Origin of the sequence: Sanguibacter sp. HDW7 (assembly GCF_011300875.1) — a bacterium.
GTDB lineage: Bacteria > Actinomycetota > Actinomycetes > Actinomycetales > Cellulomonadaceae > Flavimobilis.
Genome location: NZ_CP049862.1, coordinates 2,382,674 through 2,399,391, shown reverse-complemented (window position 1 = coordinate 2,399,391; position 16,718 = coordinate 2,382,674). Strand labels below are relative to the sequence as shown.

Below are 16,718 nucleotides of genomic sequence, written 5' to 3'. Positions count from 1 at the left end.
CTCCGACATTCACGCGAACGTTAGGCTCAGCGCATGGATTCTCCGGGGAACGCACCGCTCGCGATCGAGGCGCGCGGCCTGTGGCGACGCTTCGGGACGACCGTCGCGGTCGCGGGTCTCGACCTCCTCGTGCCGACGGGCTCGTTCTACGGCGTCGTCGGCCCCAACGGCGCCGGGAAGACGACGACCCTCTCGATGATCACGGGCCTCCTGCGCCCGGACGCGGGCCACGTGAGCATCCATGGCACCGACCTGTGGGCGGATCCGGACGTCGGCAAACGGCTCCTCGGGGCGCTGCCCGACGGAGTCCGCCTCTTCGACCGCCTCACGGGCGCTCAGCTCATCACGTACGCGGGGCTCCTGCGCGGCCTCGACCGCGACGTCGTCGCCGCACGCACCGCCGAGCTCCTTGCCGCGCTCGATCTCGAGCACGCCGGGGGCACGCTCGTCTCCGACTACTCCGCGGGCATGACGAAGAAGGTCGCGCTCGCCACGGCGATCGTCCACGGCCCGCGCGTCATGGTGCTCGACGAGCCCTTCGAGGCTGTCGACCCGGTCTCGGCCGCGAACATCCGCGACATCCTCGGCCAGTTCGTCGCGGGCGGCGGCACCGTCGTCGTGTCGTCGCACGTCATGGATCTCGTCGAGCGCATGTGCGACCACGTCGCGATCGTCGCCGGCGGCCGCGTGCTGTCCGCGGGGACGGTCGACGAGGTGCGGGGAGGGTCTTCGCTCGAGGACCGCTTCGTCGAGCTCGTCGGCGGCCGCCGCACGACCGAGGGGCTGCAGTGGTTGCACACGTCGTGAGGCTGCGGCTCACGCTGTGGGCCGGCAGCCTGCGGCGGAGCCCGTGGCAGATCGTCGGCCTCCTGCTGGGCCTGCTCAACGCCGTCCTCATCTCGCTCGTGCTCGTCGGGTCGATGGCCTACACGCGGACGATCGCCGAGGAGGCGTGGGACATCACGCTCATCGTCGGCGGCGCGCTCGTCGTCATCGGCTGGTGGGTCGTGCCGCTGCTCGCGTTCGGCGTCGACTCGGCGCTCGACCCGCGACGGTTCTCGCTCCTCGCGGTGCCGCGCCGGCACCTGCTCGCAGGACTCGCGATCGCCGGGCTCCTCGGCATCCCGGGGCTCACGACCCTCGCGATCGCCGCGGCCGGGCTGCTCGTGTGGCTGCCCGACGTGCTGCCCATGATCGTCGGGCTCCTGCTGCTGCCGCTCCTCATGCTCACGTGCGTCGCGGGCTCCCGCGCGTTCGCGCTGCTCGCGGAGCCGCTGCTGGCCGCGCGGCGCTTCCGCGAGGTCGTCGGGGTGCTCGCGCTCGCTCCGATCGTCGTCGTGGCGCCGGCGCTCGGGCAGTCGCTGCGCGCGCTGCGGCGCGGCGCGGACGTCGCTCCCGCACTTATCGAGATCGTCGGCTGGACCCCGCCGGGAGCGGTGTGGGCGGTCCAGGTGGACGTCGTGCAGGGCCGCTGGGGCCGGGCGGCCGCGCACCTCGCGATCGCGCTCGTCACCGCCGGGGTGCTCGTCCTGCTGTGGGACCGGGGCCTCGAGCGTGCACTCACGTCGCCGCCGCCGCGCCCGGGCGTCGTCGCGCAGCACGGCACGGGCTGGTTCGGCCGGCTGCCCGCGACGCCGACGGGGGCGGTGCTCGCGCGCAGCCTCACGTACTGGGGTCGCGACTCGCGCTACATGTCGAACCTCACGGTCCTGCCGGTTCTCGTCGTGTCGTTGCACGTGCTGGCGCAGGGGGCCGCTCCCGTGACGACGATCGTCGCGCCGGCGATCGTCGCCTTCACGCTCGGCTGGGCCGTCGTCGCAGACATCGCGATGGACTCCTCCGCGTTCTGGCTGCACGCGTCGGCGGGCGTGCGGGGTATCGCCGACCGGACGGGGCGTGCGCTCGCGGTCGTCGCGGTGGCCCTCCCGATGGTCGCGCTGACGCTCGTCGCCGGGGCGTGGCGGGCGGACCGGTGGGACCTCCTGCCGGCGTCGCTCGGGCTGTCGCTGCTGCTGCTCGGTGGTTCGCTCGGCATCTCCTCGCTCGTGTCAGCCTGGGTGCTGTTCGCGGTGCCCGCGCCCGGGGACGGACCGTTCTCGACGCCGCACGGCTCAGCGACGGCGAACCTCTTCGTGCAGTCGCTCGCGTGGATCGTCGTCGCGGTGCTCGCGGCGCCGTCCGTGGTGCTCGCGGTGCTCGCGTGGCGGGGGTCGGCGGCGGCGGGCTGGGGCGGGCTCGCGCTCGGGCTGGTGCTCGGGGTCGTGCTGCTCGTCGCGGGTCTGCGCGGTGGTGCGCGCGTCTACGACGCGCGTGTGCCGGAGCTCCTGCACACGTTGCGCTCGCGGGGGTAGCGGCGCGCGCGTCGGTTCCGCACGACGACGGTTCCGCACGACGACGGCTCTGCCCGACGGCCGTGCCCGACGGTGTTGCCCGACCGTGTTGCCCGACGGCCCTGCCCGAGGTCGTGGCCTGACTCCGTACCCGACACCTTCATTCCAGCCGCATCACCCGTGCGCGCGAACCCCGCGCCGTCTACCGTCGACCCCATGTCGATGACGTGGGACCCGTGGGAGCCGCCGCGCGCGGGTGACGAGATCGCGCACCTCACGGGCGCCCTCGACCGGCTGCGCACGACGTTCCGGTGGAAGGCCGACGGCCTCGGCGCCGAGGGGCTCGCGCTGCGGACGGGGCGGTCGACGCTCACCCTCGGCGGTCTGCTCAAGCACCTCGCGGTGTGCGAGGACATGATGCTGACGTTCAAGCTCGACGGTTCTGCGCCGGGCGACCCGTGGGACGAGCATTGCGAGGACCCGTTCGGGTGGGCGCTCGAGTCCGCGGCGGACGACGAGCCCGGCGAGCTCTACGCGCTCTACGACGGGGCCGTCGCCAGGTCGCACGCACGGCTCGCGGCGGCGCTCGCGGACGGTGGTCTCGACCGGGTGACGTTCCAGTCGCGGTTCGCCGGCGAGGACGTGAGCCTGCGCCGGCTGCTGTTCGACCTCGTCGAGGAGTACGGCCGGCACACGGGCCACGCGGACCTCCTCCGGGAGTCGGTCGACGGGCGCGTGGGGGAGGACCCGCCGTCGGGGTGGCGTCCGGTGAGCGCGCCGGGGGCGCCTGCGCTGTTCGGTGGCTGAGGCGGCGACGCACGTAGGGGCCTGGTCGGCTGGCCCCTGACGAACTGGTCGTCGACGCGATCGCCGCTGAGCGGAGGCAGCGACGAGCGCGCGGGCCCCGACAGGACTCGAACCTGCAGGGGGCGCGCCCGTGCGGGCGCGTCCGGTCAGGTCGCGGAGCCGCCCGGTGCGGGGCCGTCGGGCAGAGCCCCGTCGGGCGCGTGAACGTCAGCCAGGTCGCCGTCGGGCAGCGTCGTGCGCCCCGCGAGCCACAGCGCGACGCACCCGAGCAGCACGGTGATCCCGAACCCGAGCAGGTAGCCCGCGGGACCGAGCGTCGCGACGACGCCGTGGATGGCCGCGCCCGTGAGCGCGATGCCGAGGGACGTGCCGAGGGCGTCGCTCACCTGGAGCGCCGACGTCGCGGCGCCGTGCTCGGCGGGCCGCGCGACGTCGAGCACGAGCACGGAGAGCGTCGGGTAGACGATGCCCGCGCCGAGGCCAGCGAGCCCCCACGCGACCCACCCGATCGCGAGCGGCGTGCCGGGCAGCGCGATCGTCGCGGACGCGGCGATGCCGACGATCGCGAGCGTCGTGCCGAGCCGCAGGTACACGAGCGAGGGGAGGCGGCCGCGGCCGCGCAGCCACGAGCCGGTCGCCCACGTGACAGCGGCGACCGTGAGGATCGTGCCGGAGCGCGTCGGGCTGAGGCCGCGCTCTGTCTGGAGGATGAGCGGGATCATCACCTCGGTCGCGAAGTAGGCGGCGGCGATGATGCCGCGCAGCACGATGACTGCGGGCAGGCCACGCCCGGCGCGCAGCGTCCCGGTCGGGAGGAGGAATCGTGCGGCCACGAGGGCCGCGAGCAGGCCCGCGGCGCCGACGACGACGCCGGCGGTGCCGCCGCTCTCGGTCGCGAGGGTGACGACGGTGACGCCGACGCCCGCGACGACGCCCCAGCCGATGCGCCGCACCCCCGCGCGCGTCGTGGCGGCGTCGGGCAGGACGTCCGGGCCGGGGACGCGCCACGTCGTCCGCAGGACGACGACGGCCGCCGGCGCGGCGACGAGCGCGACCGCGCCGAACACCCAGCGCCAGCCGATCGTGTCGACGACGACGCCCGCGATGACGGGCCCCACGAGCGACGGCACGACCCACGCCGCGGCGAACCACGCGAAGACGCGGGCGCGCTGAGCCGGAGCGAACGCGCGCGCGACGACCATGTAGAGCGCGACGACGTACGCGCCCTGGCCGAGGCCCTGCAGCGCCCGCCCGACGAGCAGCAGCCCCATCGACGGCGTGAACGACGCGATGACCAGGCCGGACGCGAACGTCCCCACGCCGAGCAGCATCGGCAGCGCCGGCCGCGCGCGGTCGGCGACGACGCCCGACGCGACCATGCCGACGACGCTCGTCGCGAGCGTCACCGCGAACGCCGCCGAGTACAGGGCCATGCCGTCGAGAGCCCGCGCGATCGTCGCCATGGCCGTCGCGACGGCGAGCGCCTCGAACGCTCCGGCGGTGATGAGGGTGACCATCCCGACGATGAGCATGGTCTGACGGGGAGCGGCGTTCGGGAGGTCGTGCACCGGTCAACCCTAGCCCTCCCGCGGGGGCTCAGCCGGTGCGTGACGTCCGGCGCCGCGCCGTGAGGACCACGGTCGCGCCGGCTCCCAGGAGTGCCGCCGTGAGGACGGCGAGCGGGGTCGTCGAACTTCCCGAGACGGGCAGCGCGTCGGCCTCCGTCGTGGTTGGAGTCGCGGTGGTCGTCGGGTCTGCGGGCGTGGTCGGGTCCGGGGTGGCAGGGTCGTCCGACCCGGCTGGTGTCGTCGCGGGCGCGGGCGCGGGCGCGGGGGTCGCGGTCGGCACCGGCGTGGCCGTCGCTGTCGGCTCTGCGGTGGCCGTGTGCGTGGGCTCGGGCACGTGCGTCGGGGTGGGGCTCGGCGCGAGCGTCGCGGTGGGACTCGCGGTCGGCGTCGGCACCTGCGTCGCGGTGGGACTCGCGGTCGGCGTCGGCACCTGCGTCGTGGACGGGGCCACGCGCCACGCCGCCGTCGAGCTCGTCGTCGCGCGTGCCGACGAGACCCCGAGGACGACGAGGGTCTCGCGCGTCCCGTCGGACGTCGTGAGCGCACGTGCCGCGAGCCTGTCGCGGTATGTGCCCGTGATCTCGAGCGACACGGAGACGTCCGCCCCGTCGTAGCGCTCCCTGCCCGCGAGGTCTCCGGGCGTGAGGTAGAAGCTGGTCCCGGCCGCGAGGTCGGGTCCGACGGGCCTGCCGTCGGCGTCGATGATCCCGACGCCGAGGCGGCCGCCGTCCGCGGTCGCGACGACACGGGCGCGCGAGCCCTCGAGGCTGAAGGGGCCGACGCGGCCGTCGTGCGCGACCGTCGCCGCGGCGGGCACGACGACGTCGACGGTCGGGTCGGGCGCGAGGTAGCCCGTCGCCGCGGCGTTCGCGCCCGCGACGAGGTGCTCGTAGAGCGCGAGCACCTGTGGCTCGTTGACCGAGGGGACGGGGGTGCCGAAGCGCACGGAGCCGAGCTCGACGGGGGAGCCGTCGCCCGTGGCGGTGACGAGCAGCCGGTAGAAGCGGTAGCCCGTGCCGTCGCCGTAGGTCGCCGACGAGCCGAGGTTCTGCGTGCGGCTGCGGGCCTCCCCGCCGGGGAACCTGTCGGACCCGCTGAGCGAGACGCTCGAGGTCGAGACGTCGACCCAGGTGCCGTCGGCCCCGGTCGTCGAGCGCTGGAGCCGCCACACGGCGGGCGCGGAGCCCGCGCTGCCGCCCTCGAGGGTCGTCACCGTGTAGCTCGTGAGGCGGGTCCGGTAGGGGAGCGTGATCGTCAGTGCGGCGGTCTCGGACGTGCCTCGCCACCCTGCGGCGGGGTCGCTGCTCACGAGGTCGGCCGCGTCGCCCGCGCCCGTCGAGTCCGCGGTGACGGTCCGTGGGACGCCGAGCCGTGTCGTGTCGAGGCGCGCGTCGTCGGAGAAGTGCCAGAGTGCCGCCTGTGTCGCGGCGATCGCGTTCCACGTGCGGACGTTCGCGGTGCCGAAGGACGGGTCGGCGGTGCGCAGCCGGTCGGAGAGGGTCGACGTGCTCACGCGCGGATAGGAGTGGGCGAGGATCCAGGCGATCTCGGCCTCGTTGTCGTGGGCCGCAGGGTTGCCGCCCTCGACCCAGTCCGTCTCTGTGTACCGTCGGTTCTCGCCGATGAGCCGGTTGCGCGTGAGGTCGACCGAGTAGGCGTCGGCGCTCGAGCCGTCGGTCGCGGAGACGCGGAAGAGATCTGTCGGTGAGGTCGTGCCGTCGGACCAGATGACCGTCGACTCGGTCGCGGAGGCCTCGAGCGGGTAGCGGTACGTGAAGGCGCGGGTCGTCGCGCCGCCGGCGAGGTCGATGTCGGTCCCCGCGCCGGCGTCGAGCGTCCATGCGACGGGGAACGTCGTCGTCGCCGAGCGCGTCACGGTGCGCAGCCCGCTCAGCGGGGCACGCGCGGAGGCGTCGGACGTCACTCCCTTGCGCACGACCGCGTTCGTCGTCGTCACCGACGCCGTCGTCGCGGTGAGCGTCACCGTGGCGTCGAGCGGCACGGTGCGCGCGTCGACGAGCCACACCTGGGTGCCGGGCTCGACGGAGCCCGCGACCGTCGTGCCCGAGCCGTCGACGATGCGGGTAGTGGCGCGGTCGTCGCCGCCGAGCGTGAGCGTCACGGGGAGGTCGGAGACGACTGTGAACGGGCCGACCGGCTCACCCGGTGCGACCGCTGAGCGCTCGCGGCCCTTGAGCGCCACAGCCGGTTCGGCGGACTGCGACGGTGTCGCGCCCCGGGCCGCAGCGACGAGGTAGCGGTAGGCGGCGACGACCTGGGAGTCGTTGACGTGCTCGGGCGTCGCGAGGAGCCGCACTCCGCCGAGCTCGACGGCTCGGGACGGGTCCTTCGCGGTGACCTTGAGCTGGTAGGTGTCGGACGCGCCGTAGCCCGTCGAGGCCCAGTTCCCGGTCCATGTGCGGACGGTGCGGGTGCCGCCGGGGAACTCGCTCGTGGCGCCGCCGCCCGTGCCGGACAGGGTGCGTGAACCGAGGGAGGCCCACGTCGAGGTTGTCGTGTTCCAGCGCAGGAGCTGCAGGACGCGGGGCGCGGCTGCGGCGTCGCCGTCGGTCGAGGTGATCTCGAGGGCGGCGGGAGTGAGCGTCGCGTTGATCCTCAGCGTGAGGGTCGCGGTTCCCGGCTCGCCCGCGGTCCAGCCGGGGGTGACGGCATCGGGCAGGAGGTTCGCGGGGTCGTGCCCGGGCGCGCTCGTCGTGCCGTCCGCGGTGGTGACGCTCGCGAGGTCGGGGCGGCGCGTCGTGTCGAGCGCGGGGCCGCCCGTGACGTACCAGAGGGCCGCCTGGGTCGCGGCACGAGCCTTCGCCTCGGTGAGGGCGGGCGTGCCGGCTCCCGCGGCGGTGCCGAGGGCCGTCGCGCTGACGCGGGGGAAGGACGACGTGAGGATCTTCTCGACGGCACCCTCGGCGGCGACGGCTCCGGTCGACGCGCCGTCGGCCCACGTGTGCTCGGTGTAGGTCGTCGTGCCGGTCGGTGCGACGGCTGACGCGTCGAGGCTGTAGCCGTCGGAACTGGTCCCCGCCGGTGCGCCGGTGAGGCCATAGCTCGCGGTGGGACGGTCGACGGTCTCGCCGACGAGGCGCACGGGCGTGCCTGCCGTGATGCCGCTCGCGTAGAGCGTGGCGCGATCGCCGGGGGCGGCGCCGGCGCCGGGTGCGACGGCGACGGGTGCGGCGGTGAGGATGCCGACGAGCAGGGCGCTCGCGCACGTGGCGAGGTGCCGTCGTGCGTGTGTGCGGGAGCGTGCCGGGGCGGTCCTCGAGGTTTCCATACCAAAACGCTAGAGAATGCGAGGTCCGGCGGGGGTGCCCACGTAGCAGGGTCTCGACAGGCGAGACGCGTGGGCTTCCGTGCGCACCGGAGCGCGCGTCGTGGCTGCGCCGCTGGCGGCTGGCCGGTGTCCCGCCGATCCCCCGTAGACTGTGTGCCCGTGGCCCTCACTATCGGAATCGCCGGTCTTCCCAACGTCGGCAAGTCGACCCTGTTCAACGCTCTGACGCGCGCCCAGGTGCTCGCCGCGAACTACCCGTTCGCGACGATCGAGCCCAACGTCGGCGTCGTGCCGCTGCCGGACGAGCGCCTCAAGGTGCTCGCGGGCATCTTCGGCTCCGAGCGCATCCTGCCCGCGACCGTGTCGTTCGTCGACATCGCCGGCATCGTGCGCGGAGCGTCCGAGGGCGAGGGCCTCGGCAACAAGTTCCTCGCGAACATCCGTGAGGCCGACGCGATCTGCCAGGTGACCCGCGCGTTCGCGGACCCCGACGTCGTGCACGTCGACGGCAAGGTCTCTCCCAAGGACGACATCGAGACGATCAACACCGAGCTCGTGCTCGCGGACCTCCAGACCCTCGAGAAGGCGGTCCCGCGCATGGAGAAGGAGGTGAAGATCAAGAAGGGCGATGCGACGCTCCTCGCCGCCGCGCTCAAGGCGCAGGCCATCCTCGAGTCTGGTCGCACCCTCTTCTCCGCTGCCGCGTCCGAGAAGCTCGACCTCGCCGAGATCGCCTCGCTGCAGCTCATGACGGCCAAGCCGTTCATCTACGTCTTCAACACCGACGACGAGGGCCTCGCCGACGAGGCCATGCAGGCCGAGCTCCGCGAGCTCGTCGCGCCCGCCGACGCGATCTTCCTCGACGCGAAGTTCGAGTCCGAGCTCGTCGAGCTCGACGAGGACGAGGCCGCCGAGATGCTCGCCGAGAACGGCCAGGACGAGTCCGGCCTCGACCAGCTCGCGCAGGTCGGTTTCCACACCCTCGGCCTGCAGACGTACCTCACGGCCGGCCCCAAGGAGTCGCGCGCCTGGACGATCCGTCGGGGCTGGACCGCCCCGCAGGCCGCGGGCGTCATCCACACCGACTTCGAGCGCGGCTTCATCAAGGCCGAGGTCATCGGCTTCGAGGACCTCGTCGAGGCCGGGTCCGTCGCTGCTGCCCGGTCCGCGGGCAAGGCGCGGATCGAGGGCAAGGACTACGTCATGCAGGACGGCGACGTGGTGGAGTTCCGGTTCAACGTCTGATCGGGGCATCTGAGCCGTTCCTCGACCATCGCCTCGGGCGCCGCGCGACGAGGGACGCTCGACAAAACGGCCTGTTCCTGCACAATAGGATCTGACCGAAATGCGCGGCAGGAGACAGGCGCAGACCCGCGGATCAGTTGTGCGAGGGAGCAGGATGGACATCCAGCAGGCGGCGATCGACGCATACGTCGATCGGGACGACAGTGTCTCGGAGCGCTTCAGGGCCTACGGTGCCGCGCTGAGCTTTGCGGGTGGTGCCGACAACGCGGGGCTCGTCGGAGCCATCGAGAACTGCCTCGCCAGCGGCTGTGTCAGTGACCTCGAAGCGGGCGTGGCAGCGTACCAGCTTCTGGGGCTCGAGCCTGTCGCGGCTCTCGTGAAGCGTGCCCATGCTGAGTACGTGCGCATGCGGCCGGACGGCCCGTCACAGGAGCTCGCCGAGGCGGACGAACGGTTCTGGGACGAGCTCGATGCGCATTGGTTCGCGTTCGACGTCACGGAGCAGCTCGACCTACTCTCCAGCCACGTTCAGGATGCCTCCGAGGTCGACGAGTGATCTCAGAACCCCTAGTGGCTCGGTCCGTTCACTCGTAGGCGCGAAGAGCTGCAGGGGTCTGCCGCACCACGCCACAGGGGCGCGGTCTCCATCTGACGCTGGCGGCGGGTCGGGATCGGACACCATCACCCGACCGTGGAACCACCGTGGACCGCCCGCCTCCACCCCGCAAAGGTGAGGCCATGAGCCTCTTCATCACCTGCCCCGTCGAGAGCGTCGAATGCGCGACCGCCTTCTACACGTCCCTCGGCTGGACGCTCAACCCTGAGATGTCCGGACCGGGTGCGGCGTGCTTCGCGATCGCCCCCGAGCAGTACGTCATGCTCGGCAGCCGCGAGATGTACGCGAGCGTCGGCGGCACCGAGGCCCTCGTCGGCGGGTCGGGCACGCCCTCGAAGGTCACCGTCTCGTTCGACCTGGACAGCCGCGAGGCGGTAGATGCGCTCGTCGAGCGCGCCGCCGCGGCGGGCGGGCGGGTCGGCGACACCGACGACTACCCGTTCATGTATCAGCGCCAGTTCGACGATCTCGACGGCTATCACTACTCGCCGTTCTGGATGAAGCCGGACGCCGCAGCGCAGGGGTGAACGACCTCGCCGCGGCCCTTGACGCCGTCGGCGCTCGGTGGGCGCTGCCCGCCGTCGCCCGTCTGTTCGAGGGCCCCAGCGGTACGGGGTCTTGTAGCGCGACCCTGGCGTGGGGACGAACACGCTCGCCACCCGCCAGCGCAAGCCGGCTCAGCCGCCGGCAGGTTCGATCATCTTGCGCATCACGGTCTTGCTCTTCCCGATATGGCGCTCGAACGTGAACCCGGCCTTCTCGAACATCGTCCGCGTGCCGTAGTGCAGGAACGAGGACGACGTCCGCTTGCCCGGGACCAGCTCGTTGGGGAACGAGACGGCCTCGCCGCCGCCTGCCTGCGCGATGAGACCGAGCGCACCGTCCAGTGCCTCTCGGGCCACCCCTGAGCGTCGGTGGTCGCGGTCGACGAAGAAGCAGGTGATGCGCCACGGCGCTGGCCGGGTCTCTCCGGCGTCGTACTGCTTGCGGTGATAGATGTTCGGCAGCTCGAGCGGGCTGCCGTACTCGCACCAGGCGATCGCGTCGTCGCCGTCGAGGACGAGCGCGGCGTGGGCGACTCCCTCGGCGACGAGGCGCTGCTTGAAGGTCGGCCCGTCGCACTCCTGCTTGGTCGTGAGCTCGGTGTCCCCATGGAAGTAGGAGCAGTAGCAACCGCCCCACACCCCGTTGTGCTTGTTCGCGAGGGCGAGCCAGGCCGGGAAGGTCTCGGTGGTGAGCGGCTTGATGACGTGCGATGTGTTCACCGAAGTGCACCAACCTTTCGGGCTCGGGGCCCACCGTGCTCGAGTCGAGCTATTGAGCGGTGGCGATCTGCCACAGCAGCGTGCGCAGTGCCGTCACGTCGTCCGGCTGGAAGGTCGCCAGCGTCGTGCTCACGGCCTTGTCCCGGCCCGCCAGCGCGCGGTCCAGCACTGCCTGACCCTCAGGGGTGGTCCGGGGGATGCGGATGCGTCGGTTGGAGGGATCGGCCTCGCGCACCATGAGGCCTTCGTTCTCCAGCCGGTCGACGATCGACATCAGGGTCGACTTGTCGAGCCCCAGGGTGTTGGCGATCTCGATCTGGGTGCGGGGAGTGCCGTCGGCCGCGGTCGCCAGCACGAGGGTGTCGCGCATGTCGCGAAGGCCGTTGTCCCGGCAGGCGGCGTCGAAGTCGTCGGACAGCACCTTGAGCGCGCGATGCATGAGCCAGGTCAGGTCGCTGGAGAAGGGGTCGTCCACGGCGGCGCAGGGCTTGAGCGGCTGCGATTCGAGGTCGACGTCGGGGAGCATGCCACCAGCGTACCCTCTCGCCCAGGACCGTCCATGTTAGGATCGTCTGACGCAAGACGATCTTAGGTGAGAGGACATCGTGAAGGTAGAACTGTGGGAAGACATCGTCTGCTCCTGGTGCGGGATCGCCGACGAGCGGATGAAGCGCGCGCTCGAGATCTTCGGGGACCGCGAGGGGCTGGAGTTCACGCACCGGTCCTTCCGGCTGCTGCCGGAGCTCCAGGAGGGTGAAGGCGTCGACTTCGTCGACTACATGAGCGCGGCGCGTGGCATCACGAAGGCGATGGCCGACGAGATGGTCGCGCCGCTGCAACAGCTCGCCCGCGAGGTAGGTCTCGCGGAGTATCACGTCACGGACAACGAGATCGGCAACACGACTCTCACGCACGAGTTCCTCGCCTGGGCGTCCGCGCAGGGGAGGCAGAACGAGGCCTGGAGCCTCCTCTTCCATGCCCACTTCGGCGACAGGGCGCCCATCTGGTCGATCGACGACCTGGTGCCCTTCGCGGAGCGCCTCGGGCTCGACAGTGCCGAGGCGCGTCGCTCGCTCGAGGCGCGCGAGTATCGCGCGCAGGTCGAGGGCGACCACGCAGAGGCCGTCGCACTCGGATCGCGCGGCGTGCCGTTCCTCGTCATCGACCGCAAGTACGGCCTCTCCGGGGCGCAGAAGGTCGACGTCATCGTCGACGCGCTCGAGACGGCCTGGGCGGAGCGGGGGGCGAGCGCCACATGATCCGCCCGATCCAGCCGATCCTCACGCTCGTCGGCGCCGAGAGCGACGACCTCTGCGGCCCCGACGGCTGCCTGATCCCCGCAGTCCCCACCACGAGCACCACCCAGGAAGAAGAGTGCATCGCCACATGACCCGCATCGCCATCGTCACCGGGAGCACGCGCCCCGGCCGCGTCAACCCCCAGGTCGCCCAGTACATCCATTCCATCGCCAGCGGGCGCGAGGGATTCGAGTACGAGGTTCTCGACATCGCCGACTTCGACCTTCCGTTCTACAACGAGTCGATCCCGACCGTTCTGAACGGCGGCAACCACGAGACCCCGGAGGTCTACCCGTGGGCAGAGGCCGTCGCCGGCTTCGACGGCTTCGTCTTCATCGTCGCCGAGTACAACCGCGGCATCACCTCCGGGCTGAAGAACGCCATCGACTACCTCTACGGAGAGTGGAACGACAAGGCGGCCGCGATCGTCAGCTACGGCTCCTCAGGCGGCCAGATCGCTGCGGCCGCGCTCCGTGACGTGCTCTCGACCCTGCAGGTCGCCGTGGTCACCCAGCAGCCCGCGTTCAACCTCTTCACCGACTTCGAGAACATGGCTGTGTTCACCCCGTCGCCGGTGCACGCGAACGCGATCGACGGCATGCTCGGCCAGGTCGAGAAGTGGACCAAGGCCCTGGAGGCCACCCGCGTCGCAGCGTGACCTCTCGCCAGTGCGGCGTGCCCCGGCAGCGCTGGGGTGCGGCGTGCGCGGGACGGTGCGACTGCACCGGGTCAGCCTAACGAACCAAATGGTTTGTTAGGCTGACCCGGTGCACCAGACTCCTACCCCCGCCCGAGCCGGCCGTCGCGAGTGGTTCGCCCTCGGCGTCCTCATCCTTGCCGTCACCCTCCTCGCGATCGACGGGACGGTGCTCTACCTCGCTGTCCCCGCGATGGTCGCCGACCTCGCGCCGACCGCGACGCAGATCCTGTGGGTCGGCGACATCTACTCGTTCGTCCTCGCCGGACTCCTCGTCACCATGGGCAACCTCGCCGATCGCATCGGGCGCAAACGCCTGCTGCTCCTCGGCAGCGTCGGGTTCGGGATCGCCTCGCTCATGGCGGCGTTCGCACCGTCGGCCGAGGTCCTCATCGCGTCCCGCGCGCTGCTCGGGTTCGCGGGCGCGACCATCATGCCGTCCACCCTGTCGATCATCCGCAACCTCTTCCACGACCCGATCCAGCGGACGAAGGCCATCGCGATCTGGTCCGCCGGCGCGATGGCCGGCGGCGCCATCGGACCGCTCGTCGGCGGCGCGCTGCTCGAAGTCTTCTGGTGGGGCTCGGTGTTCCTCATCAACGTCCCGGTGATCGCGCTGATCATCGTCCTCGGGGCGTGGCTCCTGCCGGAGTCGAAGAACCCGGACGCCGGACGCATCGACCTCCTCTCCGCAGCCCTGTCGGTCCTGGCCATCGTCCCGATCGTCTACTCCGTCAAGCAGGCCGTCGGCAGCGCGGTGGACTGGACCGTGTTCGCTGCAGCTGCCCTCGGGCTGGTCGCCGGCTGGCTCTTCGTCCGCCGCCAGCGGCGACTCGCAACTCCTCTGGTCGACGTGTCCCTGTTCAAGATCCCCGCGTTCAGCGGTGCCGTGGCCTCGAACGCGCTGGCGATCTTCGCGTTCTTCGGCCTCCTGTTCTTCTTCTCGCAGTACCTGCAGCTGGTCCGCGGCTACTCGCCGTTCTGGGCGGGCCTGGCCGAGCTTCCGGCGACGATCGCGTCGCTCGCGGTCGTGGCGGTCGTCGGGGTCGCGCTGTCGAGGCTCGGCCGTGGCCGGGCGATCGCGGTGGGACTGCTCGTCGGGGCGGTCGGGCTCGTCACGGTCGGGCTGACCGCCGAGCTCACGAGCTTCGTCGGAACCGGGCTCGGCCTCGCTGTCATCGGCCTCGGCACCGGGCTGTCGGCGACCCTGTCGACCGATGCCGTCGTCTCGAGCGCGCCGCCCGCGCGAGCCGGCGCGGCGTCGTCGATCGCCGAGACGGCCTACGAGCTGGGCATCGCGCTGGGCATCGGCGTCCTGGGATCGCTGCAGGTGGCGATGTACCGCAACGGCCTGCAGATCCCCGAGGGCACCGCACCGGAGGCCCGAGCAGCGATGGAGGACTCCCTCGCGAGCGCGGCAGGCGTGCTGGGCCCGGCAGACGGGGACCTCCTAGCGATCGCGCAGCACGCGTTCACCCACGGCATGCAGGTGACCGCGTACATCGCCGCCGGGCTGCTGCTCGTGGCCGCCCTCATCGCGTGGCGGACCATCCCCTCGCCGAAGGTCACGGAGGATGTCTCGCATGGAGCGCACTGAGCCGGCCACGCGCGACAAGGCCCGCACGCGTCGGGCGATCATCGACGCGGCCGCGACGATGATCGCCGCCCGCGGCAGCGGTGTCAGCCTCGCGGACATCGCGAAGGAGGCGGGCGTGTCGAAGGGCGCACTGACCCACCACTTCGCCAGCAAGAATGAGCTCGAGGACGCGCTGCTCGCCGACATCGCCGAACGCCTGCGCGCGGAGGTGCACGCGCACGTCGACCCGTCGGAGAACCGGCCCGGAATGCTCCTGCGCGGCTACATCCGGGCGATGACCTCGGACAGCGCCGTGGTGCGGGACCTTTACTCCCCGACGGCGTACCTACTCATGCTGGGCATGGACCAACCGATCGGCGCGCTGCTCGAGCGTGACGCCGCCGAGTGGCGGGCGGAGTTCGCTGCAGACGGGATCGACGAGGCGACGTCGCTCGTGCTGCGCCTCGCCGCAGAGGGGTTGGCTGCTTCGCACGAGACCCCGTACGTCACCGCGGGGGAGAGGGCTCTCGCCCGCGCGCGGCTTCTCGAGCTCGCCGGCTGACCGTCCCTGGGTGGCATCTGGTGCGTCGAGCTTCGGGGCTTGGAGGTCTGCACGCGTGAACCTCGTCGAGCCCGGCGTCGCGGGGCCGTCGGGTCGGGGCGCGGCCGATGCACTACGAGCCCGCGGCGTCCGCGCCACGGCGTTCCACTACGATCGGCCGCGCAGGACGTGCGCCCACACAGGGTCGGGCGCGGCGACTCAGGGAACGGAGCCTCGGATGGCGCTCACGCTCGACGCGATCCTCCGCAACGACGGGATCGACCCCGCCGACACGCAGGCGATCCGCCACGCCTTCGTACGCGAGCACGAGGATCTTGGTCTTCCTGGTCTCCACGCGGACTCGACCGACGACGAGATCCTCTCCTACAGGCTCCGGCAGTCGGCCGCACCTGGAAGGTTCCCGGCAGTCCCACCACGCCTGTGGGTCGTCTTCATCCGCGAAGGAGGCGATCGAGCACGCCTCTGGTCCGTCCTCGAGAACCGCGGTGAGCTCTCGGACGACGGCGTGCTCCGGACGTTCGACCTCGTCGTCTCCGACCACCTTGCGGAGCTGCGGAACCGGCTCGTCATCGGCTGGCGCTCGCCGCGCGCGTGGCGGCTCACCGGCCTGACGGCAGCGAGCTACCCGGTCGTGGAGATCGCGGACGCGAGGCCCGTCCCGTTCCCCGGGTTCGACCAGCTGAGGCTCGAATATGCACAACTTCAGGCAGTGATGCGGGAGCCGCAGTACGCCGCGTGGCGCACGGCCCTCGCGTCGGTCCGCGGCATCTACCTCATCACCGACACGCGCGACGGGCGCCACTACGTCGGCAAGGCTGACGGTGAAGAGAACATCTGCCAGCGCTGGGCCACGTACGCGGCCGACGGTCACGGTGGCAACGTCCGACTGATGGTGCGCGATCCGTCGTCGTTCCGCTTCTCGCTGCTCAGGGTCTTCGACCCCGCCGCCCCGACCCCCGTCATCAACGCGGCAGAGAGCCACTTCAAGCATGCGCTCGACACAGTGGTGCACGGGCTCAACGGAGCCTGAGCCCTGCTGGAGGACGAGATCGTCGCCCCGCCGCAGCCGTGTGACCGCTGCTGGGGTTCCTGCACACGGATCGTGTGCGGGAACCACCAACAGACGACCCGGAACTAGGCCGAGGGCTTCGTCGCGACCCCGTCGAGCCAGAGCGTCTCCGACTCGTCCCGATGGACGCCGTCCGTGCCGACGTGCTTCGTGCTGATCGTCGGGCCCTTCTGGATGACGTGGACGAGCGCCATGCCGTGCCCGCGGCCCAGGTCGTAGTCGTCCTTGAGCCACGCGAGGATCTCGCCTGCCTTGATCCCGGGCTGGTCGAGGCCCTTGTCGTGCGCGATGTCGACAAGCTGGCGGGGAGTCAGTCCCGTCTTCTTCTCGATGGTGTCCAGGTACGCCTGGAAGGACATCCGACTCTCCCGTCGTCGCGAGCGACGTGCAGCTCCG

At 71.8% G+C, this 16,718-nt stretch carries 17 protein-coding genes; 12 read left to right on the top strand and 5 right to left on the bottom strand.

Features of this window, described 5'->3' with window-relative positions; translation table 11 throughout:
* Positions 1–33 precede the first annotated feature (33 nt).
* The 3 genes from G7063_RS10955 to G7063_RS10945 all read left to right on the top strand — a co-directional run bounded on the left by G7063_RS10955 (position 34) and on the right by G7063_RS10945 (position 3,137).
* Complete coding sequence (locus G7063_RS10955) at positions 34–807, top strand: ABC transporter ATP-binding protein (RefSeq protein ID WP_166414423.1); 774 nt, start codon at positions 34–36, stop codon at positions 805–807.
* A complete protein-coding gene (locus G7063_RS10950) occupies positions 789–2,351 on the top strand; it encodes a hypothetical protein (RefSeq protein WP_166414422.1) in 1,563 nt (520 codons plus the stop codon). The genes G7063_RS10955 and G7063_RS10950 overlap by 19 nt, the downstream gene beginning before the upstream one ends.
* Positions 2,352–2,546: 195 nt before the next feature.
* The gene (locus tag G7063_RS10945; RefSeq protein ID WP_240916044.1) at positions 2,547–3,137 is read left to right on the top strand and encodes a DUF664 domain-containing protein; all 591 of its coding nucleotides are present in this window, start codon (positions 2,547–2,549) and stop codon (positions 3,135–3,137) included.
* A 146-nt stretch (positions 3,138–3,283) separates the two neighbouring features.
* Here G7063_RS10945 and G7063_RS10940 read toward each other — a convergent pair whose 3' ends face one another.
* Positions 3,284–4,705, bottom strand: a complete 1,422-nt coding sequence (locus G7063_RS10940; protein WP_166414421.1) for an MFS transporter — start codon at positions 4,703–4,705, stop codon at positions 3,284–3,286.
* Positions 4,706–4,733: 28 nt separating this feature from the next.
* Positions 4,734–7,994, bottom strand: coding sequence for a TQXA domain-containing protein (locus tag G7063_RS10935; RefSeq protein WP_166414420.1), 3,261 nt, complete (start codon positions 7,992–7,994; stop codon positions 4,734–4,736).
* Positions 7,995–8,153: 159 nt separating this feature from the next.
* Between G7063_RS10935 and ychF the strand changes: the two genes are divergently transcribed.
* The 3 genes from ychF (at position 8,154) to G7063_RS10920 (ending at position 10,382) form a co-directional block, all read left to right on the top strand.
* Complete coding sequence (ychF, locus tag G7063_RS10930) at positions 8,154–9,239, top strand: redox-regulated ATPase YchF (RefSeq protein WP_166414419.1); 1,086 nt, start codon at positions 8,154–8,156, stop codon at positions 9,237–9,239.
* 154 nt (positions 9,240–9,393) lie between these two features.
* On the top strand, positions 9,394–9,795 hold the full coding sequence (locus G7063_RS10925) for a hypothetical protein (protein ID WP_166414418.1): 402 nt from the start codon (positions 9,394–9,396) through the stop codon (positions 9,793–9,795).
* A gap of 182 nt (positions 9,796–9,977) precedes the next feature.
* Positions 9,978–10,382 (top strand): VOC family protein, encoded by a 405-nt coding sequence (locus G7063_RS10920; protein WP_166414417.1) that lies wholly within the window; start codon positions 9,978–9,980, stop codon positions 10,380–10,382.
* 150 nt (positions 10,383–10,532) lie between these two features.
* Here the strand turns inward: G7063_RS10920 and G7063_RS10910 are convergent, their stop codons facing one another.
* Both G7063_RS10910 and G7063_RS10905 read right to left on the bottom strand, forming a co-directional pair.
* Positions 10,533–11,120 (bottom strand): GNAT family N-acetyltransferase, encoded by a 588-nt coding sequence (locus G7063_RS10910; RefSeq protein WP_166414416.1) that lies wholly within the window; start codon positions 11,118–11,120, stop codon positions 10,533–10,535.
* A 49-nt stretch (positions 11,121–11,169) separates the two neighbouring features.
* The gene (locus G7063_RS10905; protein WP_166414415.1) at positions 11,170–11,646 is read right to left on the bottom strand and encodes a MarR family winged helix-turn-helix transcriptional regulator; all 477 of its coding nucleotides are present in this window, start codon (positions 11,644–11,646) and stop codon (positions 11,170–11,172) included.
* Between the two features lie 79 nt (positions 11,647–11,725).
* On the opposite strand from G7063_RS10905, the gene G7063_RS10900 reads away from it, so the two are divergent.
* The 6 genes from G7063_RS10900 to G7063_RS10880 all read left to right on the top strand — a co-directional run bounded on the left by G7063_RS10900 (position 11,726) and on the right by G7063_RS10880 (position 16,283).
* Positions 11,726–12,379 (top strand): DsbA family protein, encoded by a 654-nt coding sequence (locus G7063_RS10900; protein WP_166414414.1) that lies wholly within the window; start codon positions 11,726–11,728, stop codon positions 12,377–12,379.
* Positions 12,376–12,510 (top strand): hypothetical protein, encoded by a 135-nt coding sequence (locus G7063_RS15420; protein ID WP_255454220.1) that lies wholly within the window; start codon positions 12,376–12,378, stop codon positions 12,508–12,510. Before G7063_RS10900 ends, G7063_RS15420 begins: the two co-directional genes overlap by 4 nt.
* Positions 12,507–13,076, top strand: coding sequence for an NADPH-dependent FMN reductase (locus G7063_RS10895; protein ID WP_166414413.1), 570 nt, complete (start codon positions 12,507–12,509; stop codon positions 13,074–13,076). The genes G7063_RS15420 and G7063_RS10895 overlap by 4 nt, the downstream gene beginning before the upstream one ends.
* Before the next feature lie 109 nt (positions 13,077–13,185).
* Complete coding sequence (locus G7063_RS10890) at positions 13,186–14,712, top strand: MFS transporter (protein WP_166414412.1); 1,527 nt, start codon at positions 13,186–13,188, stop codon at positions 14,710–14,712.
* Entirely contained in the window at positions 14,699–15,253 is a 555-nt protein-coding gene (locus G7063_RS10885) for a TetR/AcrR family transcriptional regulator (RefSeq protein ID WP_166414411.1), read from the top strand. The genes G7063_RS10890 and G7063_RS10885 overlap by 14 nt, the downstream gene beginning before the upstream one ends.
* Before the next feature lie 217 nt (positions 15,254–15,470).
* Positions 15,471–16,283 carry a GIY-YIG nuclease family protein gene (locus G7063_RS10880; protein ID WP_166414410.1) on the top strand — a complete coding sequence of 271 codons (813 nt, stop codon included), beginning with the start codon at positions 15,471–15,473 and terminating at the stop codon, positions 16,281–16,283.
* A 104-nt stretch (positions 16,284–16,387) separates the two neighbouring features.
* On the opposite strand, the gene G7063_RS10875 is transcribed toward G7063_RS10880, so the two are convergent.
* Positions 16,388–16,681 carry a DUF4287 domain-containing protein gene (locus G7063_RS10875; protein ID WP_166414409.1) on the bottom strand — a complete coding sequence of 98 codons (294 nt, stop codon included), beginning with the start codon at positions 16,679–16,681 and terminating at the stop codon, positions 16,388–16,390.
* Between the last annotated feature and the right edge of the window lie 37 nt (positions 16,682–16,718).